We start from the raw sequence: 25,204 nt of genomic DNA on the forward strand, positions 1-25,204 counted from the left end.
TCTGCTCAGCCCTTCATGCCGGAGGTCGCCAGGCCTTCGACCAGCCTCTTCTGGAAGATGAGGAAGCAGATGAGGGTGGGCAGGAGGGCGAGGGTCGACATGGCGAGCATGGGGCCGTAGGACGAGCCGCTGGTCTGGTCCATGAACAGCCTCAGGCCGAGGGGGACGGTGAACTTGTCGTTCTGCTGGAGGTAGACGAGCTGGTGCAGGAAGTCGTCGTAGGTCCAGATGAAGGTGAAGATGGTGGTGGTGATCAGCGCCGGCTTCATCAGCGGCAGGATGATCTTCCAGTAGATCTGCCAGGGGTTGGCGCCGTCCATCATGGCCGCGTGGTCCAGCTCGCGCGGGATGGAGCGGATGAACTGGACCATCAGGAAGATGAAGAAGGCGTCCACCGCGAAGAACTTGGGCACGATCAGCGGCAGGTAGGTGTTGATCCAGGTCAGGTTGTAGAAGATCGTGTACTGCGGGATGAGGACGGCCTGGGTGGGCAGCATCAGTGTGCCGAGCATCAGGCCGAACCAGATCTTCTTGCCGCGGAACTCGAAGCGCGCGAAGGCGTAGGCGGCCAGCGAGCAGGAGATGACGTTGCCGACGACCGCGCCGATCGTGACGATCAGCGAGTTGGTGATGTAGAGGGAGAAGGAGTTGCCGGAGCCGCTCCAGCCCTCGGAGTAGTTCTCCGGGCGCACCTCGTTCGGGATGAGTCCGGGGTGGGTGAAGATCTCGGTGTCGGGCTTGAGCGAGCTGCTCAGCATCCACAGCAGCGGGTACAGCATGACGACCGCGACGCCGATGAGCACGGTGTGGATGAAGATGCGGCGGGCGCCGGTGGCCGTGCGGAGCTTGTGCAACGGCGACGCGTTGGGGGTGATGGCGGACATGGTGGGAAGGACTCCTCGCTCGGACGTCAGGCGTCAGTCGTCGTAGTGGACCCAGTAACGGCTGGCGATGAAGTTGACCGCCGTGAAGCCTGCGATGACCAGGAACAGCACCCAGGCCATGGCCGAGGCGTAGCCCATCTCGAGGTCGGTGAAGCCCTTCTTGTACAGGTAGAGGGAGTACAGCATCGTCGAGTTGAGGGGCCCGCCGCTGCCGTTGCTGATGACGAAGGCGGGGGTGAAGGTCTTGAACGCGTCGATGATCTGCAGGATGACGTTGAAGAAGACGATCGGGGTCAGCAGCGGCAGGGTGATCTTGAAGAAGCGGGTGGCCGGGCCGGCGCCGTCGATGGCCGCCGCCTCGTACACGTCCCTGGGCAGCTGCTTGAGGCCGGCCAGGAAGATGACCATCGGGGTGCCGAACTGCCAGACGGCCAGCAGGATCAGCGTGTAGATCGCCGTGTCGGGGCTGGAGATCCAGTCCTGGCCCTTGATGCCGAACCAGCTCAGGAAGTCGTTGAACAGACCGTCCCCGCCGAAGACCTGGCGCCACACGATGGCGACGGCCACCGCCCCGCCGAGCAGCGAGGGCAGGTAGAAGGCGGCCCGGTACAGGCCGATGCCCTTGAGGTCCCGGTTGAGCAGCATCGCCACGCCGAGCGCGAGGGCGAGCTTCAGCGGGACGGACACGGCGACGTACAGGAGCGTGGCGTGCACCGAGTCCCAGAAGACCGGGTCCTCGGCGAACATGTGCTCGTAGTTCTTCGTGCCGACCCACTCCGGGGGCGTCAGCAGGTCGAAGTCGGTGAAGGACAGGTACAGCGAGTCGAGCATCGGATAGATCGTCAGGCCGGCCAGGCCGACGAACCAGGGGGCCAGGAAGACGTACGGCCACCAGCCTCCGCCCCGCTTTCTGGCGAGGCGGCGCCGCATGCGATCGCGCTCCCGCTGGTCGGGCGGGGTCGCCGCGGCCGGCGCCTCCTTCACGACCTCGTCGGTCTTCGCGGTGGTCATACTCATCTCCCTGGCCTCTCCCGGTGTTTCCACGTGCGCCGCTCGTGAGGGCCTGTCCGAACCGACAGGCCGCCCTACGCGGACAGAATTCCTGCCGCCTGGTCGAAGAACGCGCCGAGCTGCGCCTTGATGGACTTCTTGCCGAAGGCCACGGCGAGGTTGGACTGGAACAGCAGGTCCCAGACCTGGTCGGCGCCCTGCGGCGGGGGGACCGGGTTGGGCAGCGCGTTCGTCGCCTTGGCCACGCGCTGGGAGATGTAGTCGGCGTTGGCCATGTTCAGCTTGTCCGTCTCGGACAGGCCGGAGGAGATCAGGTTGCGGGCCTTGTCCGTCGGCGGGATGCCGCGCAGGAGCTGGAAGTCCTTGATCGCGCTGTCGTTCTGCGCGATGAACGAGATGATCTTGACGGAGTCCGCGATCCGCTTGCTCTTCTTCGTCGCGCTGAGCAGCACGCCGCCGTTGACGAAGTTGCCCTCGCGGGCTCCCGACCAGTCGCCCTGCGGGGTGGGCAGGAAGTCGAGCTGCGCGTCGGTGATCGAGCCGCCCGCGCCGTAGACGCCGGAGTCGAAGGTGAACAGCGACTTGCCGATGACGACCGCGTTCTTGGTGAGGTCGTTGTGCGCGGCGGAGGTGATGGCCGGCGGCGGGGAGGCGTTCAGCTTGCGCATCTCGGCCCAGTACTCCCACCACTCCTGGAGGGTGTCCGCGGTGAAGCCGACCTTCTTGCCGTCCTCGGAGAAGAAGGTCTGGCCCTTCTCCCGGGCGAAGATCTCGAAGCACTGGAGGGTGCCGCCGCCGCCGTCGTCGACGCCGTAGGTCTTGCCGCCGCTCTTCTTGTAGACCTCCTGGGCGATCGACTTGAGGTCGGTCCAGGTCCACTCGCGGTCGGGCAGCTTCAGGCCGAGGGCCTCCAGGCCGCTGCGGTTGACGGTGAGCTGGTTGACGCCGATGCCGGACGGGACTCCGTACAGCTTGCCGTCGACGGTGCCGTTCGCCAGGAGGGTCTTGGCGAAGCCGGTGAGGTCGAGGCTCTTGCCGACGTACTCGTCGAGCGGGGCGAGGACCCCCTTGCGGGCGTACTGGGCGACGAGCGCGGTGTCCATCTGCATGAGGTCGGGCGCGCTGCCGCCGGCGACGTTGGTGTTGAACTTGTCGAAGTACCCGTCGTAGCCGGAGTAGGTCGGCTGGACCTCGATCTTCGGGTTGTCCTTCGCGAAGGTCGCAAGCGCTTTCTTGTACGCCGCGTGACGCTCGTCGCTGCCCCACCAGGTCATGGTCAGCTTGCTGGTGCTGCTGCCCGCCCCGGTGCCGCCGGAGCAGGCCGCGAGCGAACTGCCGAGCGCGCCGGCTGCGGCGAGACCGCTCGCGGTGCGGAAGATGGTTCTGCGCGAGATGTGGTGACCCACCGGGTCCTCCCTGAGGTGCGTGACGGGTTTCCCGGCCGGTCGATGCGGCACGGGGATGCTGCTCTGGATGGCGCCTTCCGGTGGAGCGGCCTCGCCCGGCCGCGCCATCCTGACGGGTGCGTATCCCCGGCCGCCATGGCCGTCGTCACACGAGCACGCCCTCGTGCGGCTGCCGTACCTCGGGTACGGGCGGGACGCCTGCCCCAAGTCGACGTCCCGGCCGACTTAGAAAGCGCTTGTCCGGACATTGGCAGACCGAGTCCGAGGCCGTCAATCCTTCACCCGAGCCGCCTCGGTCACGGTTTGGACTCCCCGGGCCACCGCGAGCCGGGCCGCGCCGACGACCGTGCCCAGGTCACCGACGGTGCTGCTGACCACCTCGGTGGGCCAGCTCAGCCGCTCCACCTCGGCCCGCACACCCGGCAGCACCATCGGATCGGCGCCGGTGCTGCCGCCCAGCACGACCAGCCCCGGATCCAGTACGGCGATCACGGCGGCGGCGAGCCGGCCCACGTCCACGGCATGGCGGTCCAGGACGGCACGGGCCGGGGCGCTGCCCTTGCGGGCCAGGGCGAGCAGCCGGTCGGTGGTGCGCGGACAGGGCCCGTCGGCCTTCTGCCAGACCTCGGCGGCCCTGCGCAGCAGGGAGCGGGCCCCCATGTAGTCCTCCAGGGCCTCGTGCCCGGGCTCGCTGCCGTCCGCCCAGGGGTAGGGCAGCCGGGCCAGCTCTCCCGCGGCGCCGTTCGCCCCGCGCAGGACCCGCCCGCCGACGACGATGCCGAGGCCGATGCCCACGCCGATCCGCAGATAGCCGAAGGTGTGCCGGCCCCGCGCCGCGCCCTCGTGCAGCTCGGCCAGCGCGGCACAGTTCACGTTGTTCTCCAGGTGGACCGGCACCCCCGGCGGCAGCGCGACGGCCACGGCGTCGAAGACGGGACCGGCCTTGGCGGTCGCCGGGCGCATGCCGGTGCCCCGTTCCCCCTTCGCGGTGACGTCACCCACGGCGACCACGATGGTCCGCAGCGGGGCATCGGCGGGCAGCGCGACCAGCGCCTCCCGTACGACGTCGGCGGCGCCCGCCCGCGAGCCGGTGGCCTCGGCGAGCAGCGTGCCGTCCAGGGCGCAGCCGCGCACCCGGGTGAGGGCCGGGCCGAGATCGACGGCGAGTACGGACCCGGCGGCGGGACCGAGGCGGTAGACGGCCGCCGTCCGTCCCGTACCGCCGGAGGAGGTGCCAGAGTGGGCCGCGAGGCGGACGCCCTCCAGCTCCGCGACGGCGGAGGACACCGTCGGCTTGGACAGGCCCGCCAGGGTCGCGAGCTGCGGCCGGGTGGCACTGCCCGCCTCGGCCAGTACGGCGAACACCGCCCCCGCGCTCTCGGTCAGCCGGGGGGCTCTTGCCACGACGTGTTCCACGGTTCCCCCATTTCAGATCACGGGGCCGCACCCGCACGACGGCCGGCCGTGCCGGCCGGCTCCGCGGAGTACGGCGTCGGAAGAGGGCCGGCGTCAAGCGTTTCGCGCGCGTTCCCGGCCCGGCCGGAACGCACTCGTGGCCGAGTGCGCGACGACTCTTGACGCACTGTACTTCGTTAGTTAACTTCCTAACGAACATCACGGTACTCGCCTGCCGTGCTCCGTCAGAGGCCCGTCCCGGGGCTTCGTTCATCCCCTTCTCCTGTTCCCTCCTGTCCTTTCAGGAGCACGGTTCGCCCGCCGTCGCAGCCCAGCGCAACGACGAAAGAGGATCCGTGCAGGACTCCCCTCCCACGCGCCCCCTGCTGGTCGGCATCGACGTGGGCGGCACCAAGACGCACCTTCGCGCGCTCGCGGGGGGCGACCTCGTCACCGACCACGTCCGCGCCAGCGCCGGCTGGCGGCCGCACGACCCCGCTGCCGCCGCCGGCTGGCTGGCCGCGCTGGTGCGCGACGCGCTCCCCGCCGGGGCCCGCCCCCACGCCCTCGCCGTCGGCGCGCACGCCTGCGAGACCCCCCGCCAGGGTGCCGGGATCGGCTCCGCCGTCACCGCCCTCCTCGACATGCCCGCCCGGGTCGTGGGCGACGCCGAACTCCTCGTCCCCGCCGCCGGTCTCGTCCAGGGCGTCGGCCTGGTCGCCGGCACCGGCTCGGTGGCCGTGGGCCGGCTGCCCGACGGCACCACCGTCCAGGTGGGCGGCTGGGGCGCGGTCCTCGGCGACGAGGGCGGAGCCGCCGGTCTGGTCCGGGAGGCGGCCCGCGCCGTATGGGCCGCCCACGACCGCGGCGAGCGGCCCGACCGCCTCGCGCTCGGGCTGCTCGACTCGCTCGGGGTGCCCGAGGTGCCGGCCCTCGGCGCCGCCCTGGAAGGCGCCGGTGACCTCTCCGCCGAGTGGGGCCGGCACGCTCCCGCGGTCTTCGCGGCCGCCTCCGACGGTTCCCCGCTCGCCCGGACCGTGATCGCCGAGGCGGGCGAGGCGCTCGCCGCCCTCGTCACCCGGCTCGCCGTCCGCGGGGTCCCCGTGGACGACGTCGTCGTCGCGGGCGGCACCGTCCTCGCCCAGCCCGCGCTGTACGAGGCGTTCACCACGGCACTGGCGAAGACGCTGCCGGGAACACGGGCCAGGGCCCTGCGGGTCCCGCCGGTGCAGGGCGCGATCGCACTGGCACGGGGGCTGATGTGAACGGGCGCCCGCTCAGACCCTCACCGCGCCGCCCGCCGCCGCCCGCCGGGCCCGCGACTGCAGCGGCCGCGGCCGCCATGGTGTCCACGGCCGCGACGGTGACGCGGCACCCCGTCCCGGGCCGGCCCCTCCCCGGCCCGACCGTCCGTGGCCCGGCCTCACCGGCTCTCCCCGCCGCGACGCACCGGCACCCCGTTCACCCGCACGACATGTCCCGGTCGCCGCTCCCTCGCCGTGGGGACACGACACGGCCGTAGATCTTCGCACGTCGGCACTATTCGACTCACGGCTCGTCAGAACCGCTCAGAGTCGCACCCGGCCGCACCCAGCCGCAGACACTCGCATTCCGTCGCACCCAGCCGCAGTCACTCGCATTCCGTCGCACCCGATCGCACGACCTCCCCGGCCGCACGGCCGAACAACTCGAGAGAGGCACCTCATGCCGTCAACCGCCGTGAACCGACGAGGCTTCCTGAAGGCGTCCCTGGGCGGCTCCGCCGCGCTGGTCGCCGCGCCGACGCTGGTCTCCTGGCTGACCGCCGCCGACGCGAAGGCCGCCACGGCGGCCACCGCCCCGCTCGCGTTCGTCGACGACTACAAGACCAACGTCATGGCGAACCTCACGCCCGAGACCAACGCCGTGGTGCGCGTCCTCGGCGGCATGGCGCAGGTCTGGAAGACCGGCGCGGACTGGAACACCGGCACCGCGCTGCGGCCCGACGTGCTGCGTGCCAACATGCGGTACTGCGCCCGCGTCACCACCGCCCGTACGGAGGCGCAGGCCAGGGAGGCGTTCGTCCACGACCGCCAGCACCAGAGCTACGCGATGATCGGCGCCCTGGGCCCGCTCGCCGGCCTCTACCGCACCGGAGCCAAGGCGGTCACCTCGATCACCGCCGCCCCCGACACCACTCCCCCGACCACGGTCAGCGACGCCGTCCCGGCCGACGCCCCGGCCGGTTCCGCGCTCGGCGCCGGGTCGTACACCTCGGACCTCGGGCTGGTCGCCAAACTGGTCGACACCGTGCGCGGCCCGTTCGCGTCCGGCAACCCCGGCAAGTACGCGTTCCAGTACCCGCGGCCGTGGCGCATGAACGAGGACAGCGAGGTCGTCGACACGGGGCGCACCGACGCGCTCGGCTACCCGGTCTACGACTCCGAGGTGGTCGTCGTCACCCAGCTGCTGCGTCAGCGCAGCGCCTCCCCCGTCGACGACGGCGGCTTCCCCAGCGGGCACACCAACGCCTTCCACCTGGCGGCCCTGGCGTTCGCCCACGCGGTGCCCGAGCGGTTCCAGGAACTGGTGACGCGCGCCTTCGAACTGAGCCACACCCGGATCGTCTCCGGCATGCACTCCACCGTCGACGTCATGGGCGGGCGCGTCATGGCCACCGCCCTGGCCGCGGCGGCGCTGGCCGACCCGGCCAACGCCGAGCTGAAGAAGGCGGCGCGGGCGCAGGCCCTGGCCTACTTCACGGAGCACACCGGCACCACGGCCGACACCCTGAACGCCCACGCGCACTCCGACGCCGGCGACCGCTACGCCGACCGTCGCGCCAACTACCGTTCGGTCCGGCCCCGGTTGACCTATGTGCTCCGCCGCGAGGGCCGCGACGAGCCCCTCAGCGTGCCCAAGGGCGCCGAGGTGCTGCTGGAGACCCGGCTGCCGTACCTGAGCGCGGACCAGCGCCGGGAGGTACTGCGCACGACCGCGCTGCCCGCCGGATACGTCCTGCTGGACGGCTTCGAGCAGTGGGGCCGCCTCGACCTCTTCACGGCGGCCGACGGCTACGGCTCCTTCGCCTCGGACGTGACGGTCACGCTGGACGCGTCCGCCGGCGGCTTCCGGGCGGCCGACGCCTGGCGCAACGACATCGACGGGCGGGGCGCGCTGACGAAGAAGGGCACCGGCACCCTCACCCTGACCGGCCACAACCGCTACACCGGCGGGACCGTCGTGGAGGACGGCGTCCTGGTGTCTGCGTCCGCGCACGCGCTGGGCCACGGTGACGTGCGGGTGCTGGGCGGGACCGTCCGCGTCGACGAACCGGTCCAGGTGCACGGCCTGTTCGCCCAGGAGTCGGGCACGCTGGAGCCGACGCTGCGCGCCGGCCGGCGCAAGGCGGTCCTGACCGTGACGCGCCGGGTGGTGCTGGGCGCGGACAGCGTGCTGTCCCTGCGCCTGGACGAGGAACACCCGCCGGCCGTGGGCAGCACCGTCCGTGTGATCGACGCCCCGGCGCTGCGCGGCCGCTTCGGCCGGGTCGAGCTGCACGGCGGCACGGACCGTCTGCGGGCGGTGCCGCTGTACACGGCCGAGGGGCTGTCCGTGCGCATCGTGCGGCGATGACCTCGTGACGGGCCGGGGCGGTCCGCCGGCGGGCACGGGCCCGTCGGCGGACCGCCCCGGCGCGCACCCCTCCCCCCGCTCACCAGGCAGGAGCCCGCCCGCTCGCGCACCCGGCCGGGCACGGTCCGTGAGCTATGTTGAGCTTCGTGGGAGAACACGGAGGAGGACCGGTGCCATCGCCTCAGCAGGCACGCGCACAGGCGACCACGATCACCTCGGGCAAGACGGATCCGGAGGCGGAGGTGTCCGCGACCTCCCGGCTCAGGGCGCTCTTCGACGGGCCTCATCTGTCGCCGGGACAGCGGCGCATCGCCCAGTACCTGATCGAGCACATCACCGAGGCGGCGTTCCTGTCGATCACCGACCTCGCCGACCGGGTCGGGGTCAGCCAGCCCTCGGTGACCCGGTTCGCGGCGGCGGTCGGGTTCAGCGGGTATCCGGCGCTGCGCGAGAAGCTCCAGTCGATCGCGCTCGGCACGCTCGCGGGCGGCCCGGCGGCGGCCGAGGAGAACGGGAGCAACGAACTCCAGGCAGCGGTCGACGCGGAGATCGAGAACCTGGAGAACCTGCGCCGCGACTTCGCCGACCCCGACCAGGTCATCGACGTCGGCCGGCGGCTGTCGGCCTCCACGCCGCTGACCGTCCTGGGCCTGCGCATCTCGGTCTCGCTGGCGGAGTACTTCGCCTACGCGGCCCGCCGTATCCACCCGGACGTACGGCTGGTGACGCGGGGCGGCAGCGTCGCCTACGACGCTCTCCTGCAGTCCCGTGAGGCGGGCGGGACCTGGGTGCTGGCCTTCTCGATGCCCCGGCACGCGCAGGAGACGCTCACCGCGGTACGGGTCGCGCGCCGCGCCGGTCTCAAGGTCGCGCTGGTCACCGACCTGGCGCTGGGGACACTGGCCGACGAGGCCGACGTCACGTTCGCCACCGGGACCGGCTCCCGGCTGGTCTTCGACTCCTACGCGGCGCCCGGGGTGATGGCCGCGGCACTGCTCCAGGCGATGACGGACGCGGGTCCCGAACGCACCCAGGCGCGGCTGGAGGAGTACGAGCAGATCGCCGAGCAGCACCAGTTCTTCCTGCCTGAATGACCCGCCGCGGGCCGCCGGCCACCGCGCACCCCCCGCCCCGGTAGATCACACAGGGATCATTGCGAACAAATCGCGCATGAATGTTTTCATACGTCTTGCAAAGAAGACGGCATATATAAATACTGCTCACGGTCGCACCCGCCCGCCAAGGGCACCAGAACGGGCCCCCGAAGCCGCCGTCCCCTACCCGCGTCGGCGCCGAGGGTGCTCGGGGCCTCGCCCGGAGCGAGCGCCCGCGGCGGCCCCGGTCATCCCCTGGATCGGGGCCGCCCAGAACCGTCGGACCACCCGTCACGACGCCACACACCCGGAAGCGATGATCATGCCCCTGACGACGACGCGCATCAGCCCGGACTGGCCGTGCCAGGTCAAGACCCCCGGCAGCTACGACTGGGAGCGGTCCGCTGCCAAGTGGCTGCGCGAACTGGTGCCCGCGCGCTACGCGAGCTACCCCGCGCTGCTGCGCCACCCGGTGCTGCTCGCCCGCCATGCGCAGATCCAGGTCCAGCACGAGATCCGGGTGGCCCGCACCGCCCTGCAGACCGCTCGCGCCGACCTGCCCCGCCTCGGCCTGCCCGAGTCCGTCATCGAGCACACGATCAAGATGTACGCCGCCGAGGTGCTGCAGCTCCAGCACATCGCCCGCAGCGTCCGCACGGTCTCCGAGGCGCTCGTGGAGGGCGGCCCGGGGCGCTGAACCGCACCCTGGGCCCGACCGCCGCGGCAGCCATCGCCACTGGCCGGAGCCATGACACAAGACCGTGCCCGGACCCCGGCCGGTGTGCCATGCTCAAGGCGTGACGAGCGAAGCCCCCCGGCCCCCGGAGCCCGGTGCCGTACCCGACCTGGCAGCCCTGACCAAGGTCGTCGCCCGCCAGCGTGCCGAGCTCGACCGGCTCCACGAGTCGGCCGCCGCCTCGGTGGTCCTGGAGCGTGCCAAGGGCGCCGTCATGGCCCGCACCGGCTGCTCCTCCGATGCCGCCCACGAGGAGCTCCAGCGGCGGGCCGAGGACGGACGGCGCACGCTCCTGGAGGAGTGCTGGATCACCCTCGCAGACCTCGGCCCCCAGGAGCACACGGTCGCGCAGCCGCCCCCGGCCGCCGAGGTCACCGACGACCCGCTGCGGTCCGCCCCGCTCCCGGCGGAACCCGACGGCGCGGCACTCGCCCGGTTCGGGCGGGCGCTGGTCCGGGCCGGCGGACCGCGGGACCTCGCCCGCTGCCTGCTCGACCACCTCCCGCCGGACACCGGGGCCGACGCCGTCCTGATCTTCGCGCGGCAGCCCGCCGGCGGACTCGAACTCATCGGGCACGCGGGCGTCGACGACCTGCTCGTCCAGCAGTGGAGCCGGGTGCCACCGCTGACCGGGCTCGCCGCGCTGGCCGCCCTCGACGCCGGCGAGGCGCGCTGGCTGGAGGACCTCCAGGAGGACCGGCGGCACCACGTGCTGATCGGGGACCACCGGTGGCGGACCCGCGCCTGGTTGCCGGTGACCACCGGCAGGCCGGCCGACGTCGTCATCGGCGTACTCCGGCGCCGCGAGGGACCGTTCAGTCCCGAGGTCCGCCGGCACCTGCTGGCCGCGGCCCGGTTGTGCGCGGGCCCGCTGCGTATGTTCGGCATCCGGCAGGACCGCGCGGTCGGCGCGCCGACCGAGGCGGTACGGACGGTGTTCGAACGGCTGCCGGGAGCCGCGGTCCTGCTCACCCCGCTGCGCGGCCCGTCCGGGGACGTCGAGGACTTCCGCGTCGACGCCGCCACCACGGACGCCTCCGACGCCGTCGGCCGCATCGGCCGCGAACTGGTGGGACTGCGCTTCCTGGAGTGCTGGCCGGTGACGGCCGAGGAACCCCTGTGGCAGGGCTGCCTGAGCACGCTCGACTCCGGACAGCCCTACGAGAGTGAACCGTTCGCCCGTCAGGACATAGTGGCCGGGGTCGCCGAACTGGCCACCTACTCGACGCGGGTGGCACGGCTGGGCGACGGACTGGTCGTCAACTGGAACCGGCACGACCCCTCGGACCGGCAGGAGCAGCGCCTCGCGGACGTGCAGCGGCTGGGCAACCTGGGCTGGGCCAACTGGCACCTGGTCAGCGGCGAGGTGAACTGGTCCTCCCAGGTCTTCGCCATCTTCGACCGCGACCCCGCGCGGGGTGCCGTGCCTCTGGAGGGGCTGCCGGGCCTGGCGCTGCCCGAGGACGAGCCCGCGCTGGCCCGCGCCGTCGCCGGCCTGACGCGGCAGGGCCGGCCCTGCGACGTGCCGTTCCGGATCGCCGCCCGCGACGGGATCCGGCATCTGCGGGCGGTCGCCGAGGCCGTGCCGGACGACCGGGGCACCCCGGTGGAGGTGCACGGCTTCGTCCAGGACGTGACCGCGCAGCGCAGTGCCGAACTCGCCCTCGTCGTCAGTGAACGGGCCGTCCTCACCCAGCACGGGGTGCTCCAGGCCGAGCGCACGGTCGCAGCCAGACTCCAGGACGCGCTGCTCCCGCTGCCCAAGCAGCCCGTGCGGCTGGCCGGGCTGCGGGTCGACATCGCCTACCTGCCCGCCCAGTCCGGGCTCAACGTCGGCGGCGACTGGTTCAGCGCCATCGAACTGCCCGACGGCGACGCCCTGTTCGTGGTCGGCGACGTGGCCGGGCACGGCGTCGACGCCGTCGCCGCGATGGCCCTGCTGCGGTTCACCGCCAAGGGCATGGTCATCACCGGCTCCTCACTGACCGGGGCCCTCGGCCGGCTCAACGCCCTGCTGCTGCACTCCCGCGACCCGCACGGCACGGCGACCATGGTCCTGGCCCGCTACAACCCGCGCGAACGGCGGCTGGTGTGGGCGCAGGCGGGCCATCCGCCACCCCTGCTGCTGCGCGACGGGAAGGCCCGCTACCTCGACCGGCCCTTCGGGATACTGCTCGGCGCCGGCGACGGCGCGCGCTACGAGGAGGCGGAGTGCCGCCTCGCGCCCGGCGACCGGCTGGTGCTGTACACCGACGGCCTGGTCGAGCGGCCCTCGGAGAGCATCGACCGCGGCCTGGACCGGCTCGCCCGCGCCGCCGCGGTGCCGGACGCGGGCGGCTCCGCCTCGCTGGACGGGCTGCTCGGTGCGCTGCTGGAGCCGGAGCGGCGGGACGACGTGTGCGTGCTGGACATCCGGGTGCCCGCGGAAGGCGAACAGAGCGAGGACGAGCGGAGCGAGGACCGACAGAGACAGACCGGACAGAGCCAGGACGGACCGGCGGCACGGTGAACCCGCGGTCCCGTCAGCCGGTGCGGGACTCCAGGTCGCGGCGGGTGTCGTCGCCGTAGACGCCGTTCTCGTCGCCGCGGATGCCGTACCAGAGCTGGAAGCGTGCCACGGCCTCGGTGAGGGCCGGGTCGTAGCGGCCGTCGGTGGCGCCGTCGTCGTAGACGTTCGGGATGCGCCGCAGGCGCTGCTGGAGGTCGGTGACCTCGGGGCCGGCGGCGCCCTCGCGCAGCGTGCCGGAGCCGTCGGGTCCGGCCTGGGGCGCGGCGGCGGTGGGCGGGGCGGCCGGGAGGGTCCGGTCGGCGCTCTTCCGGTCGCCGTCCGGCAGCAGGAGGGCGCAGCCGAAGCCGACGAGCGCCGCCGCGAGCACAGTGCCCGCGGCGACGGCACCACGGCGGATACCGCTCCCGCCGGGCCGTCTCACCGGCGGGACCGGTGGAATCGGCGGGACAGGCGGGAGTTCCCGCGTCCGCGCTTCGGGCCTCGGCAGGGGGACGCTCTCGTAGCCCTCGGCGTTCTCCGGGTCCCCGGTGAGCTCGGTCAGCTCGCGGAACAGCGCCGCGAGGGCGTCGGTGTTGCGCGGCCGGAGGACCCGGATGGGTTCCAGCACCGGGCGTTCGTGCGGCTTTGCGGGCTCGTCCGCTGTCGGCACGCTGCTCTCCCCTCTCCCTCGGTACCGGGATCCGTCGGTCCCTGGGTCCTTGGATCCCTCGGGAGAGATACGGGCGCGGGGGCGGCGCGGTTCAGTCCGCGAGGAAGCGGTGCAGCGACCGGGCCATCGCGGTGACGAAGCCGTCCCGCGTCCTGTCGTCCACGAGGTCCAGGGACAGGTAGGGGTTGAGGTCCTCCAGCTCGACCAGCAGCAGCTCGCCGTCCGGGGCGCGGCAGGCGTCCACGCGCTGGATGCCGTGCGCGAGGCCGTTCCACTCGACGAAACGTCGGGCGAACTCCAGGTCCCGCGCGGTGGCCTCGTACGGCTCCAGCTGCCAGCGGCGGTCGGGGTCCGGGGCGTAGAGGGCGTACCGGAAGTCGTCGTCGACGAAGTAGAAGGAGATCTCGTGGACGAAGTCGACGCACGGCTGGATCAGGGTGGCGCCGTCGGCCAGGGCGGGCAGGGCGTCGCGGGTGACGATCCGCAGGCCGATGGAGTCGGCGCCCTGCCTGGGCTTGACGACATAGCGGTCGGCCGCGGGCAGCAGGTGCAGGTCCTCGGGGCGGTCGACGGTGGGGATGACCGGGAAGCCGGCCGCGCTGAGGTCGAGGAGGTACTGCTTGCCCGCCATGTCGGCGCGGCCCGTGAGCGGGTTGTAGACGCGGGTGCCGGCGCTCAGCGCCCGCTCGCGGAAGGCCTCGTACTCCTCGCTGTAGCCGAGGACGGGACCGCTGTTGCGGACGACGACGGCGTCGAAGGCGTCCATCAGCGCGACCGCGTCCAGCGGGTGGCACAGGGCGAGGTCGAAGTGGACGCGCAGCCGGGAGGTGAGGAAGACGTCCTCGTCGCCGTAGCGGCGCCCGCGGGCCTCGTAGGCCAGGTCGGTGACATAGAGGAGGCGGGGACGGGCGGCGGACATGCGGGACTCCTCGGCGGTGCGGAGCGGCGTGATGGCGGTCGCGGTCGCGTGGAGGGCAGCGTACGTGGGCGCTCCGGGCGCGGCGGGCGTGGGGCGGGCGGGACGTACGATGACAGGGTCGGGTATCGGATCGTCCGACCGGTCCGGGACAGCGTCGTCTCTCCCCGTCGTCTCTTGTACGTGTTCTGTACTCCCGAAGGGCTCGCGACTCCCGTGACCACCGCAACACTCCTGGACGGCAAGGCCGCCGCGGCCGACATCAAGAGCGAACTCGCCCTGCGCGTGCAGGCGTTGAAGGAGCACGGCGTCACGCCGGGGCTCGGCACGATCCTCGTCGGCGACGACCCCGGCAGCCGCTCCTACGTAGGCGGCAAGCACCGCGACTGCGCCCAGGTCGGCATCGCGTCGATCCGCGTCGAGCTGCCCGCCACGGCCTCGCAGGCCGATGTCGAGGCGGCCGTGCTCCGCCTGAACGCCGACCCGGCGTGCACGGGGTTCATCGTGCAGCTCCCGCTGCCCGCGCACATCGACACGCACGCCGTGCTGGAGCTGATCGACCCGGTCAAGGACGCCGACGGTCTGCACCCGGCGAACCTGGGCCGCCTCGTGCTGGGCATACCGGCGCCGCTGCCCTGCACCCCGCGCGGCATCATCGACCTGCTGCGCCGCAACCACGTGGCCATCACCGGCCAGCAGTTCTGCGTCATCGGCTGCGGTGTCACGGTGGGCCGGCCGCTGGGCCTGATGCTGACGCGCAGCTCCGAGCACGCCACCGTGACCCTGTGCCACGAGGCCACGCAGGACGTCGCCGCGCACGCGCGCGTGGCGGACGTGGTCGTGGCGGCGGCCGGTGTCGCGCACATGGTCATGCCGGACTGGATCAAGCCGGGCGCGACCGTGCTGTCCGTCGGCCTCACGCGCACCGTCGAGGGGATCCTCGGGGACGTCCACCCGGACGTGAGCGGTGTCGCGGGGTCGTTCGCGCCGCCGGTCGGCGGGGTGGGTCCGATGACCCGGGCGATGCTGCTGACCAATGTGGTCGAGGCGGCCGAGCGTTTCTGAGGGCACACCCCACGGGCGGCTGCACTCAGTTCCCCGGAGGAGGGAACTGAGTGCCGTCGCCGCCCGGTCGGTGTTACGTTCCCTGGCATGAGCTCCAGTGACAGCGCCGAGGCGGCCGGCACCAAACCGCCCATGCGGGACGCCCTGGTCGCGGCGGCCTTCCGGCTGTTCCTCGAGCGCGGCTACGAGCAGACCACGGTCGACGACATCGTGGCGCTCGCCGGGGTGGGACGGCGGTCCTTCTTCCGCTACTTCCCTTCCAAGGAGGACGTGGTCTTCCCCGACCACGAGCGCTGCCTGGCCGACATGACCGCGTTCCTGGCCGCCGGCGACGAGGGACACGAGCCGGTGCCCCGGGTGTGCGACGCGGCCCGCCTCGTCCTGCGCATGTACGCCGAGAACCCCTCCTTCTCCGTGCAGCGCTACCGCCTCACCAAGCAGGTGCCCGGACTGCGCGCCTACGAACTGTCGGTGGTGTGGCGTTACGAGCGCGCTCTCGCCGAGTACCTCCGGGGCCGCTTCGCCGGCCGGCCCGACGGAACCCTGCGGGCCGACGTGATCGCGGCCGCCGTGGTCGCCGCACACAACAACGCGCTGCGCTCGTGGCTGCGTTCGGACGGCGGGAGCGACGCGAGCACCACGGTGGACCACGCGCTCGGGTACGTACGGTCCGCGTTCGGCACCCCGCCCGCCACCACCGCCTCCGGGGAACACCCCGGGCACCCCGCGGACCCGGAGCACGCGGACGACGTGGTGGTCGTCGTGTCGCGGCGGGGAGCGCCGCTGTGGCGGGTCGTGCAGGAGATCGAGACGACCCTCGGGCGCTGGTGAGCGGCCGAGTTCACCCGGCTTTTCCGCCCCACCCCAGCCCCCGCTCCCCCAGTTTTGGGGTACGCAGTGCCTTTACTGGTGGCACTGAGTGCCATACCCTGTGGGCGTGCACGGTGGCACGGCGAACCGCGCACACCCGTGCCCGGGTGAGCCGCGCACGAGGGATTCCGGCCGGAGTGCAGGGAGTTGACCAGCGTGTACCACCACTCAGGAAGCGCGGTTCAGCAGGCGGCAGGCTCCTCGGCGGGTCTCCTCGACCGGCGGGCCACCACGGACACCGACGCGATCCTCTTCCAACGCTGCACCTGGTGCGGCACCGCCATGTACCACCGGCTGCTGTGTCCGGTCTGCCAGGGCAGCGACCTGCGCACAGAGCGCAGCCAGGGCACCGGCACCGTCCGCCACACCACGGTCGTGCACCGCAACACCCCCTCCGCGCGCAATGTGTCCCTGGTCGAGATGGCCGAGGGCTTCGTGGTGCGCGGCCGGGTGATGGGCCCGCTCATCGGCATCCACAGCGGTGACCGGGTCCGGCTGTCCACGGCCAAGGACCCGGTGCGGGGCGAGCCGGTCTTCCAGATGGTCGACGAGCCGTACCGGGCCTGGCACTGACCCGACGGCTGCTCTGCGGCCAGGACAAGTCCACGTACGGCAAGGGCAGTTGACGGTGTCCGGATTCTTGTCCCGGGTGGGCAGGATCCGGCACGGATCCGTCTCCGAAGGCAACCCACAGGTCCCTTTTCGCTTCCTTCGTGACGCGAGGGGCTCCGGATACGGACGGGGCTCCCGCGCTCCGAACGTTGAGGAGTGGACCCTTGATCCGTGCCCGGCGAATAGGTGTCACCGCCGTGGCCGCGCTCGCGGCCCTGGCGGGAACACCGGGACTGGCACAAGCCCAGCAACCGTCCGAGACAAGACCGTCGACCACCTCCTTGGGCAGTGCCCTGCCGCCCGGCTGGCAGATCGGCGGGGAGGACCACGCGCGCGAACTGGTGTGGCGCTCGCCCCGGCACGTGCCCATGGGCGACGCCCGCGTGGAGTTCCGCGCCGGCGACAGGGCGCTCGGCGTCCCGAAGGCGGAGAACGACGGCCGTACCTTCCGGCTGTCCCTCGACACCGTCGGTGACGCGCCCCTGAAGGACCTCCAGGTCCTGGCGGGCGGACGCCGGCTGGACGCGCCCGCAGGCGACACCGGGCGTGAACGGCGCGGCGCGCTGTCCGCCGCCGAGCCCCCGGCCGCCCTCCCGGCCAACTCCGTCGACCCCGGCCGGCCGGGCGCGTACCGCACGGTCACCGGCGAGTACGGCCTCGACCCGGTCAAGCTGCCAGGTTTCGCCCAGCCGGTCGAGATGGAGGCCGTGGTCGTCGCACCCCGGGGCGCCTCGGGCAAGCGCCCTCTCGCGCTCTTCCTGCACGGCCGGCACAGCACCTGCTACAAACCCGGCGCTGACGACGTCACCGGCGACTGGCCCTGCCCGGCCGGCCTGAAGGCGATACCGAGCCACCGGGGCTACCTCAAGGACCAGCAACTCCTCGCCTCTCAGGGCTATGTGACGGTGTCGATCTCCGCCAACGGCATCAACGGCCAGGACTGGGAGGCCGAGGACGGCGGCGCGCAGGCCCGTTCCTCGCTCGTGCGGCAGCACCTCGCGAAGTGGGCCGGCTGGGCCGCCCAGCCCGGTAGCGCCCCCGCCGCCGTACGCGAAGCCCCGAGGGCCGACCTGTCCCGCGTCCTGCTCGTCGGGCACTCGCGCGGCGGCGAGGGCGTCAACCGCGCCGCGATGGACAGCCTGTACCCGCCGCCGGCCGCCGAGGACGGCTACCGCGGTCCGGTGCGCTGGAAGATCCGCGGCACCGTCCTCATCGGACCGACGATCTTCGGCCAGAATCCCGTGGCCGACGTACCGTCCGCGACGATCCTGCCGGGCTGCGACGGCGACGTCTCCGACCTCCAGGGCGAGGTCTACGTCGACGGCACCCGCGGCATCAGCCGTGGCAGCGCCCTGCACAGTGCCGTGTACGTGGTCGGCGCCAACCACAACTACTTCAACTCCGAGTGGACGCCCGGCCTGTCCGAGGCACCCTCCTCCGACGACTTCTGGGACGACGAGGAGCAGCCCGACCCGGTGTGCTCCGCGGGCACCCCGACCCGGCTGACCGCCGAGGGGCAGCACCAGGCCGGCGCCACCTACATCGCCGCCGCGGCCCGCCTGTTCGTCGCCGGTGACGACCGGGTGCGCCCGCTCCTCGACGGCTCGGGGCGGCGCGCCCCGTCCGCGGACCCGGCCCGGGTGCTGACCCACGCCGTCGGAGCCCGCCGCACGGCCGGGTTCCTGCCCGACGGCGGAGTGACGGTGACCGGCGGCAGGCTGTGCGCGGCGATCGACCCCGACCCCGCGCAGGCATGTCTGCCCCCTGACACCAAGGGCTCGTCACCCCACTTCGCGTGGTGGCAGACCGACAAGGAGGCCGGCCGCGGCGCGGTCGCGCTGAACTGGACCGAACCGGGCACCGCGACCCGCGTCCGCCCCGCCGCGCCGCTCTCCCTCACCGGCGCGAAGAGCCTGGCGCTGCGCGTGATCGTGCCGCCGAACACGACCGGCACCCAACTCGACGTCTTCGTCACCGACTCGGCCGGCCACCGCGCCCGGCTCGGCCGTGTCACGGTCGACGGCCTGCCCGGCAGCGAGCGCACCGCCTCCTACTGGGCCCGCGAAATACGCGTCCCGCTGACCGCCGCCACCCGCGCCGGACTCGACCTCAGGCACGTCACCTCCCTCGAGCTGACCCCGCGTTCGGGGTCCGGGCAGGCCTGGCTGATGGACGCCTGGGGCTGGGCACCCGGCACCCCGGCGGTGGCTCCGGCCGCTCTGCCGCGCGTCGACATCGGCCGCCTCACGGTCGAGGAGGGCGACTCCGGAACCCTGACCTACCACGTCCCGGTGCGGGTCTCCGGGCACGGCAGCGGCCAGGTCCGCTTCTCCGTCCTGGACCCGGACACCGGCGAGACCGTGGACAAACTGGTCACGGTGCGGCCCGGCGCGACCCCGGTCGATGTGCCGGTCGAGGTGAAGGGCGACACCCGCTTCGGCTACGACAAGCAGCACGACGTCCTCGCCAAGGCCGTGCACGGCGCCGTCGTCGGCTCCTACCGGGGCGGTGTCACCGCGCGGAACGACGACCCCGCGCCCGAGGTGTCCGTCACCCCGGTCACCGACCGGGTCACCGAGGGCGGGACGCTGACCTGGCGGATCTCCCTGTCCGAGCCCGCCGACGTGGTGTTCTGGCAACCGGTGCTGGTCGTGCCGGTCAGCGAGGGCGCCGAGCTGTCCACCAAGGACGTCGACCCGCAGTGGCTCCTGGACCACGCCGGTGCGGAACCCGACCCGCAACGCCCGCTGTCCGAGGCGAACATGTGGGCGTGGATGAACATCCCCGCCGGGACCACCACCGCCGACTTCACCGTGGTGACGGTCGGGGACCAGGTGACGGAGCCGGCCGAGTCGGTACGCCTGGCCCTCACCGACGAGGAGGCCCGGCCGCTGCCCGGCCACCCCGTCCTGACGGGAACGGTGACGGACGCGTCATAGCGTCCCGGCGCCCGGCGTCGTCAACCGCACGGGCGCGGTGAGAGGGGGCGGGGACCATCCGGTCCCCGCCCCCTCGTCTTCTCGCTCCGGTTCACAGGGTCACGCGGATCCCGACCGTGCCCTCCAGGCCCCGGCGGAGCCTGCTGCCGAGCAGCGTCAGGCGGCCGACGACACCGTATTTACGGGCGATCATCGTGCGGTAGCGGGCGGTGGTCTGCGCGTCGCAGATCTCGGCGGTCGCCGGGATCTGCTCACCGGTGGGGTTGCCGCGGACGTCGCAGGGCCCGACCATGACGTCGCCGCGGGCCCGGATCCGCTTCACCTTCCAGGAGTCGGCGGCCGACCACGCCCCGAGCGCGTCCCCGTCGCGCACCACCCACACGGGGGTGGCGACCCCGGTCCCGTTCTTCCGATAGCTGGTGATCAGCAGGTACTTGCCCGCTCCGAGCCGGTCGAGCGCCTTGTCGTCCATGCCCGGCAGTCTAGGCACCCCGGCGCGCGGTCAGCACAGGGCCGACGCCATCCGCCGCACCCCCTCCGCGAGAATCTCGGGCGAGGTCGCGAGGTTCAGCCGTACGTGCCCGGAGCCGCCCGTGCCGAAATCGGGGCCGGGACTGAGGGCGACCCGGCCCCGCTCCAGGAAGACTTGGGCCGGATCGTCGCCGAGGTCCAGCGCCCGGCAGTCCAGCCAGGCCAGATACGTGCCCTCGGCGGGCCGGAGCACGACGCCGGGCAGGTGGTCGGCGAGGAGTGCGGCGAGCAGGCGCCGGTTTTCGTCGAGGCCGCCGAGCAGCGCGTCCAGCCAGGCGGTGCCCTCGCGCAGGGCGGCGGTGTGGGCGATGACCCCGACGTGGCTCGGACCGTGGCCGACCTCCTCCGGCAGCGCGGCCAGGTCGGCTTCGGCCGCGGGGCCCGCGACGGCGAGGGCGGCCTTGAGCCCGGCCAGGTTCCACGCCTTCGACGCCGACATCAGCGACAGGCCGCTGTCCGCGCCGGGCACGCTGAGATACGGCACGAAGTCGACCCCGCCGGCCGTGAGCGGGGCGTGGATCTCGTCGGCGACCACACGGACGCCGTACCGGTCGGCGAGGGCGGCCACGGCGGCGAGTTCCGCGGCGGTGTGGACCGTGCCGGTCGGGTTGTGCGGGCTGCACAGCAGGTGCGCGGCGCGCCCGCCGCCCGCGACGGCCCGCCGGTAGGCCGTCTCCAGCACATCGAGGTCGAGCCGCCCGTCCGCGCCGAGCGGCGCCTCGGCGATCCGCCGGTCCATGTGCTCGACGAACTGGAAGAACGGCGGGTACACCGGCGGGTTGACCACGACCGGGTCGCCGGGCCCGGTCACGAGCTTGAGCATCTCGACGACGCCCAGCATCACGTCGGGCACGATCGCCGTCCGCTCGACCGCGAGAGCGTGCCACCCCCACCGTTTGGCGGCGAACGCGGCCAGCGCCTCCGCATAGCCGCTGCCGGCGGGATAGCCGGTGTCGCCCAGGGCGAGCGCGTCACCGACCGCCCGGACGACGGGCTCGGCGAGGGGGACGTCCATCTCGGCCACCCACAGCGGCAGGACGTCGTCGGGATAGGTGCGCCACTTCATGCTCGTACGGCGCCGGAGCCGGTCGAGGCCGAGGGCGCGCAGCGGATTCGGTTCACCGGACGATTCGTGCGGGATCCTGGTCATGGGCACAAGATAGGCGGCCGGGGCAGGAGCTGGGGCGACGTGCACGGGACAGCGGCCGGCGTCACGGGGTGCGGCCGAATGCGGGGGACCGCGCACGGAGATCAACTCATCGGTCTACATTGCTCCTTGACCCGAAATATCGCACGCACCAGGCATCCCAGGAGCACCTCCGTGACCGAGAACCCCCCGGCCGTGGACGAGGCGGCGCAGTCACTGCGCGACCGCATCAACACCAGCCAGCCGCACACCGCCCGCATCTGGAACTACTGGCTGGGCGGCAAGGACAACTACGAGGTCGACCGTGCGGCCGGCGACCAGATCCGCCAGCTGCACCCGGGCATCGGCGAGTACGCCCGCGCCGACCGTCTCTTCCTGGGCCGCGCCGTGCGTCACCTGGTCCACGACGTCGGGATACGGCAGTTCCTCGACATCGGCACCGGTCTGCCCACCGCGGACAACACCCACGAGGTCGCCCAGGCCGCCGCCCCCGAGGCGCGGATCGTCTACGTCGACAACGACCCGCTGGTCCTGGCGCACGCGCGCGCCCTGCTCACCAGCTCGCCCGAGGGCCGTACCGACTATCTCGACGAGGACCTGCGCAACGTCGACGCGATCCTCGAGCACGCCGCGAAGACACTGGACTTCAGCAAGCCGGTGGCGCTGATCCTGCTCGGCGTGGTCATCTTCGTCGGCGACGACGAGGACCCGTACTCGCTGGTGCGCCGGCTGGTCGACAGGCTGCCGGCGGGCAGCCATCTGGTGCTGTCGCACACCATCACCAGCCCGTCGATGCCGGACGTGGACGAGGCCGTGAAGTTCTGGAACGAGCACGGCACGCCGAAGCTCACCCAGCGCACGCCCGAGGACGTGGCCCGGTTCTTCGACGGCCTGGAGCTGCTGGAGCCGGGTGTGCTGTCCTGCTCGCGCTGGCGTCCGGAGGGCGCCGACGCCTCGGAGCCGGAGGAGGTCGCCATGTTCGGCGGGGTGGCCCGCAAACTCTGAGGTGATCGTTTCCGGCCTGAACGCGGCCGGGTCCCGGCACGTAAGGGAGTGAGGGTTCTCAACGACGGGAGAACCCCGCGGTGTTGGGACCGCGCGTTCGCTGTTTCGGGAGCCATGCATGAGGCACGTACGACGACGGACCGTCCGGCGAGCGACACGGCTGGCGGCCGTCGGCGGGCTCCTCCTCGGAGGCGTGATGGTGACGCAGGCCGCCATGGCGAGCGAGACACCCGCCACCGGCACCGCGGCGGGGGGTGCGGCGCAGTCCGTCGCGAGCACCGGCGCGGACCTGGTGAAGCGGCTCGGCACGGCCCGCACGGCGGGCGCCTGGGTCGACTCCGAGGGCCGTCCGGTCGTCGCGGTCACCGACGAGAACTCGGCCGCGGCGGTCCGTGCGGCGGGCGCCGAGGCGAAGGTCGTCGGGCACAGCATGAACGAGCTGAAGTCGGCCGCGCAGGCCCTGCGTTCGGCACCCCGGGTGGCCGGAACGGCCTGGGTGATGGACTACAAGTCCAACCAGGTCGTGGTGCGCGGCGACCGCACGGTGTCCGCCTCCGACTGGGGGCGGATGACGGACGTGGCGTCGGGCATCGGCAGTTTCGTCCGCATGGAGCGCACCGAAGGCACCTTCACCACCCGGCTCAACGGCGCCCAGCCCATCCTGTCGACCGGCGGGCGCTGTTCGGCGGGGTTCAACGTGACCAACGGGTCCAACGACTTCATCCTCACCGCCGGGCACTGCGGCCCGGCCGGGTCCAACTGGTTCGCCGACAACCAGGGCGCCCAGCAGGTGGGCCAGACCGTCAACTCGACGTTCCCCGGCTCGGACTTCTCGCTCGTGCAGTACGCCGGAGGGAAGGCCGGCGCGGGGGCGGACATCGTGGCGATCGGCGACGGGAACGGGGTGCGGATCACGGGGGTGGGCGACGCGGCCGTGGGGCAGCGGGTGTTCCGCAGCGGCAGCACCACCGGCCTGCGCGACGGCGAGGTGACCGGCCTCGACGCCACGGTCAACTACCCGGAGGGCACCGTCTCGGGCCTGATCGAGACGAACGTGTGCGCCGAGTCCGGCGACAGCGGCGGCCCGATGTTCTCGGAGGGCGTCGCGCTCGGCGTCACCTCGGGCGGCAGCGGCGACTGCACGACGGGCGGTACGACGTTCTTCCAGCCGGTGACGAAGGCGCTGGCTCAGCTCGGGGTGCAGCTCGTCGTGGCGGCGCCCTCGGACGGCGCCGGCGCCGCACGCAACGGTGCCCCGCCGGCGCCGTCCGAGGGCTCCCCCCAGCCGTCCTCGTCGCCGACACAGGCCGCGGTGGCCCCGGGTTCGGTCACGCCGGGCTCGACCACGCCGGTGACGGGCGGCACGGCGGCCGTGTCACTGGCGGCGCGGCTCACCGATCCGCGCAACATCGGCCCCGGCCTGCTGGTGATCGCGGGCAGTCTGGTGGCGCTGGTGGCCACCCGGTACATCCGGGCGGAGCAGGACCGCAAGGCGTACCAGCGGCACTACTCGGCGAACTGGGGGTGAGGTGACGTCGGACACGGCGGCGTGGCCGGACAACGAGAAGGGCACCCACGCGGGGTGCCCGGACGGTGTAGCGGGTGGGGAGGTGCGAGGCGGAAGGCCCCGCGGCCGGAGGGCTGTCAGGCCGCCTCGACCGATTGCGGGGCCACGGCGGCCCACTCCAGGACGAGCCGCCGGTACTCCTCGCGCTGCTCGCCCGTCAGTGTCCCGCCCGACCGGAGCCACAGGGCCCTGATCTCCTCGTTGACCTCTGCGGCCGATCGCTCGGAGAGGGGTTCAACAGTGGTGGACATGGTGTGAATCTTACGGGGCCCGAGGTGAAGGCACCGTGAGTAATACACGAATTAAACGGACAAAACGGACGTGTCACTGATCACGTCCGTCTGCCCGTGTGCGACCGTCCCGCTCGCTGTCAGGTGCCCGGCTTGCGGCCGTACACGAAGACGTCGTCGCCGGTCTTCAGCATCGACCAGTAGGTCTTCGCCGCGGTCCTCGTCATGTTGACGCAGCCGTGCGAGCCGGGCGGGTTCCACATGCTGACGCCCACCGAGTGGAAGGCCTGGCCGCCGTCGAAGAACTGGCTGTACGGCATCGGCACGTTGTAGATGCTCGACACGTGGTCGATGTTGCGCCAGTAGACCTTCTTCAGGCCGGTGCGGGTCTCGTAGCCGTTGCGTCCGGTGCGGACCGGGACCGGCCCGTAGACCAGGCGGCTGCCGTCCTGGATCCAGCTGATCTGGAGCGTGAGGTTGACGCAGGCGATGCGGCCCTTGTTGGTCGGGCACTTGCCCGCCTTGTTGGGCGTCCTGCCCACCGCCTTCTGCTTGTTCATGAGATCCATCACACCCCAGGTGACGGGTCCCGCGTAGCCGATGTTCGGCCTGATGCCGTGCTTGTTCTGGAAGGCCTGGACGGCCTTGCAGTCGGTCGACGACTGCCTGCCGTCGACCGGCCTGCCGAGGAACTTCTCGACCTGCTTCTGATACGGCCCGGCCTGCGTGGTGCAGCTCGCGGCCTGTGCGGGCGCCGCGCCCAGCGCGAGCGTCAGCGGCGCGATCAGCCCCGCGACCCCCAGAGCGACTGCCCCTCGTCTGCGTATCTCCCCCATGACTGCCACTGCCCTCTCCCTGGCCCGAATTCCGGCGACTCCACCCACTAGACCCGTCGGCGGGGGCTTCGGTTGCAGGGCAGAACAGTACTGTGACGAAACCGTGAATCCTCCCCCTCGGGCGCTGGGGGATTTCCGGCTCGGGCTGCCTCCTGCAGCGCTCCAGGAGGTTCTGCGTCCATCGGCA

At 72.5% G+C, this 25,204-nt stretch carries 21 protein-coding genes; 11 read left to right on the forward strand and 10 right to left on the reverse strand.

Annotated features, from left to right (window positions below; all coding sequences use genetic code 11):
• Positions 1 to 5: 5 nt before the first annotated feature.
• From P1P75_RS11650 to P1P75_RS11665, 4 genes are all read right to left on the reverse strand, one after another.
• Positions 6 to 884 (reverse strand): carbohydrate ABC transporter permease, encoded by an 879-nt coding sequence (locus P1P75_RS11650; protein ID WP_319254273.1) that lies wholly within the window; start codon positions 882 to 884, stop codon positions 6 to 8.
• A gap of 33 nt (positions 885 to 917) precedes the next feature.
• Positions 918 to 1,895 carry a sugar ABC transporter permease gene (locus P1P75_RS11655; protein WP_319254276.1) on the reverse strand — a complete coding sequence of 326 codons (978 nt, stop codon included), beginning with the start codon at positions 1,893 to 1,895 and terminating at the stop codon, positions 918 to 920.
• Between the two features lie 74 nt (positions 1,896 to 1,969).
• Positions 1,970 to 3,301: an extracellular solute-binding protein gene (locus tag P1P75_RS11660; RefSeq protein ID WP_319254278.1), complete on the reverse strand. Its 1,332-nt coding sequence runs from the start codon at positions 3,299 to 3,301 to the stop codon at positions 1,970 to 1,972.
• Positions 3,302 to 3,571: 270 nt separating this feature from the next.
• A complete protein-coding gene (locus P1P75_RS11665) occupies positions 3,572 to 4,705 on the reverse strand; it encodes an ROK family protein (protein ID WP_319254281.1) in 1,134 nt (377 codons plus the stop codon).
• A gap of 347 nt (positions 4,706 to 5,052) precedes the next feature.
• Between P1P75_RS11665 and P1P75_RS11670 the strand changes: the two genes are divergently transcribed.
• The 5 genes from P1P75_RS11670 to P1P75_RS11690 all read left to right on the forward strand — a co-directional run bounded on the left by P1P75_RS11670 (position 5,053) and on the right by P1P75_RS11690 (position 12,650).
• The gene (locus P1P75_RS11670; RefSeq protein WP_319254283.1) at positions 5,053 to 5,961 is read left to right on the forward strand and encodes a BadF/BadG/BcrA/BcrD ATPase family protein; all 909 of its coding nucleotides are present in this window, start codon (positions 5,053 to 5,055) and stop codon (positions 5,959 to 5,961) included.
• Positions 5,962 to 6,400: 439 nt separating this feature from the next.
• On the forward strand, positions 6,401 to 8,311 hold the full coding sequence (locus tag P1P75_RS11675) for a phosphatase PAP2 family protein (RefSeq protein WP_319254284.1): 1,911 nt from the start codon (positions 6,401 to 6,403) through the stop codon (positions 8,309 to 8,311).
• A gap of 170 nt (positions 8,312 to 8,481) precedes the next feature.
• Positions 8,482 to 9,405 (forward strand): MurR/RpiR family transcriptional regulator, encoded by a 924-nt coding sequence (locus P1P75_RS11680; protein ID WP_319254286.1) that lies wholly within the window; start codon positions 8,482 to 8,484, stop codon positions 9,403 to 9,405.
• A 316-nt stretch (positions 9,406 to 9,721) separates the two neighbouring features.
• Entirely contained in the window at positions 9,722 to 10,102 is a 381-nt protein-coding gene (locus P1P75_RS11685) for a hypothetical protein (RefSeq protein WP_190046534.1), read from the forward strand.
• A gap of 100 nt (positions 10,103 to 10,202) precedes the next feature.
• Positions 10,203 to 12,650 carry a SpoIIE family protein phosphatase gene (locus P1P75_RS11690; protein ID WP_319254288.1) on the forward strand — a complete coding sequence of 816 codons (2,448 nt, stop codon included), beginning with the start codon at positions 10,203 to 10,205 and terminating at the stop codon, positions 12,648 to 12,650.
• A 13-nt stretch (positions 12,651 to 12,663) separates the two neighbouring features.
• Here P1P75_RS11690 and P1P75_RS11695 read toward each other — a convergent pair whose 3' ends face one another.
• Both P1P75_RS11695 and P1P75_RS11700 read right to left on the reverse strand, forming a co-directional pair.
• Entirely contained in the window at positions 12,664 to 13,299 is a 636-nt protein-coding gene (locus tag P1P75_RS11695; protein ID WP_319254290.1) for a peptidoglycan-binding domain-containing protein, read from the reverse strand.
• Positions 13,300 to 13,390: 91 nt separating this feature from the next.
• Positions 13,391 to 14,218 carry a hypothetical protein gene (locus tag P1P75_RS11700; protein ID WP_319254292.1) on the reverse strand — a complete coding sequence of 276 codons (828 nt, stop codon included), beginning with the start codon at positions 14,216 to 14,218 and terminating at the stop codon, positions 13,391 to 13,393.
• A 213-nt stretch (positions 14,219 to 14,431) separates the two neighbouring features.
• On the opposite strand from P1P75_RS11700, the gene P1P75_RS11705 reads away from it, so the two are divergent.
• From P1P75_RS11705 to P1P75_RS11720, 4 genes are all read left to right on the forward strand, one after another.
• Positions 14,432 to 15,280: a bifunctional methylenetetrahydrofolate dehydrogenase/methenyltetrahydrofolate cyclohydrolase gene (locus tag P1P75_RS11705; RefSeq protein WP_319254294.1), complete on the forward strand. Its 849-nt coding sequence runs from the start codon at positions 14,432 to 14,434 to the stop codon at positions 15,278 to 15,280.
• 87 nt (positions 15,281 to 15,367) lie between these two features.
• Positions 15,368 to 16,111: a TetR family transcriptional regulator gene (locus tag P1P75_RS11710; protein WP_319254296.1), complete on the forward strand. Its 744-nt coding sequence runs from the start codon at positions 15,368 to 15,370 to the stop codon at positions 16,109 to 16,111.
• A 195-nt stretch (positions 16,112 to 16,306) separates the two neighbouring features.
• Complete coding sequence (locus P1P75_RS11715; RefSeq protein ID WP_319254298.1) at positions 16,307 to 16,723, forward strand: zinc ribbon domain-containing protein; 417 nt, start codon at positions 16,307 to 16,309, stop codon at positions 16,721 to 16,723.
• A gap of 203 nt (positions 16,724 to 16,926) precedes the next feature.
• Positions 16,927 to 19,701 carry a hypothetical protein gene (locus P1P75_RS11720; protein ID WP_319254300.1) on the forward strand — a complete coding sequence of 925 codons (2,775 nt, stop codon included), beginning with the start codon at positions 16,927 to 16,929 and terminating at the stop codon, positions 19,699 to 19,701.
• Between the two features lie 91 nt (positions 19,702 to 19,792).
• On the opposite strand, the gene P1P75_RS11725 is transcribed toward P1P75_RS11720, so the two are convergent.
• Together P1P75_RS11725 and P1P75_RS11730 are read right to left on the reverse strand one after the other, a co-directional pair.
• On the reverse strand, positions 19,793 to 20,173 hold the full coding sequence (locus P1P75_RS11725; RefSeq protein ID WP_086770292.1) for a PPOX class F420-dependent oxidoreductase: 381 nt from the start codon (positions 20,171 to 20,173) through the stop codon (positions 19,793 to 19,795).
• A 30-nt stretch (positions 20,174 to 20,203) separates the two neighbouring features.
• Positions 20,204 to 21,382, reverse strand: a complete 1,179-nt coding sequence (locus tag P1P75_RS11730) for an aminotransferase class I/II-fold pyridoxal phosphate-dependent enzyme (protein ID WP_319254303.1) — start codon at positions 21,380 to 21,382, stop codon at positions 20,204 to 20,206.
• A 171-nt stretch (positions 21,383 to 21,553) separates the two neighbouring features.
• Here P1P75_RS11730 and P1P75_RS11735 point away from each other — a divergent pair, with 171 nt between their 5' ends.
• Together P1P75_RS11735 and P1P75_RS11740 are read left to right on the forward strand one after the other, a co-directional pair.
• Positions 21,554 to 22,384: an SAM-dependent methyltransferase gene (locus P1P75_RS11735; protein ID WP_319254306.1), complete on the forward strand. Its 831-nt coding sequence runs from the start codon at positions 21,554 to 21,556 to the stop codon at positions 22,382 to 22,384.
• Positions 22,385 to 22,502: 118 nt separating this feature from the next.
• Positions 22,503 to 23,912 (forward strand): S1 family peptidase, encoded by a 1,410-nt coding sequence (locus P1P75_RS11740; protein WP_319254308.1) that lies wholly within the window; start codon positions 22,503 to 22,505, stop codon positions 23,910 to 23,912.
• Positions 23,913 to 24,028: 116 nt separating this feature from the next.
• Here P1P75_RS11740 and P1P75_RS11745 read toward each other — a convergent pair whose 3' ends face one another.
• The gene (locus P1P75_RS11745) at positions 24,029 to 24,202 is read right to left on the reverse strand and encodes a hypothetical protein (RefSeq protein WP_086770288.1); all 174 of its coding nucleotides are present in this window, start codon (positions 24,200 to 24,202) and stop codon (positions 24,029 to 24,031) included.
• A gap of 119 nt (positions 24,203 to 24,321) precedes the next feature.
• Positions 24,322 to 25,017 (reverse strand): L,D-transpeptidase family protein, encoded by a 696-nt coding sequence (locus P1P75_RS11750; protein WP_319254324.1) that lies wholly within the window; start codon positions 25,015 to 25,017, stop codon positions 24,322 to 24,324.
• Between the last annotated feature and the right edge of the window lie 187 nt (positions 25,018 to 25,204).

Source organism: Streptomyces sp. ID05-39B, from assembly GCF_033794725.1.
Taxonomy (GTDB): Bacteria; Actinomycetota; Actinomycetes; order Streptomycetales; family Streptomycetaceae; genus Streptomyces; species Streptomyces bobili.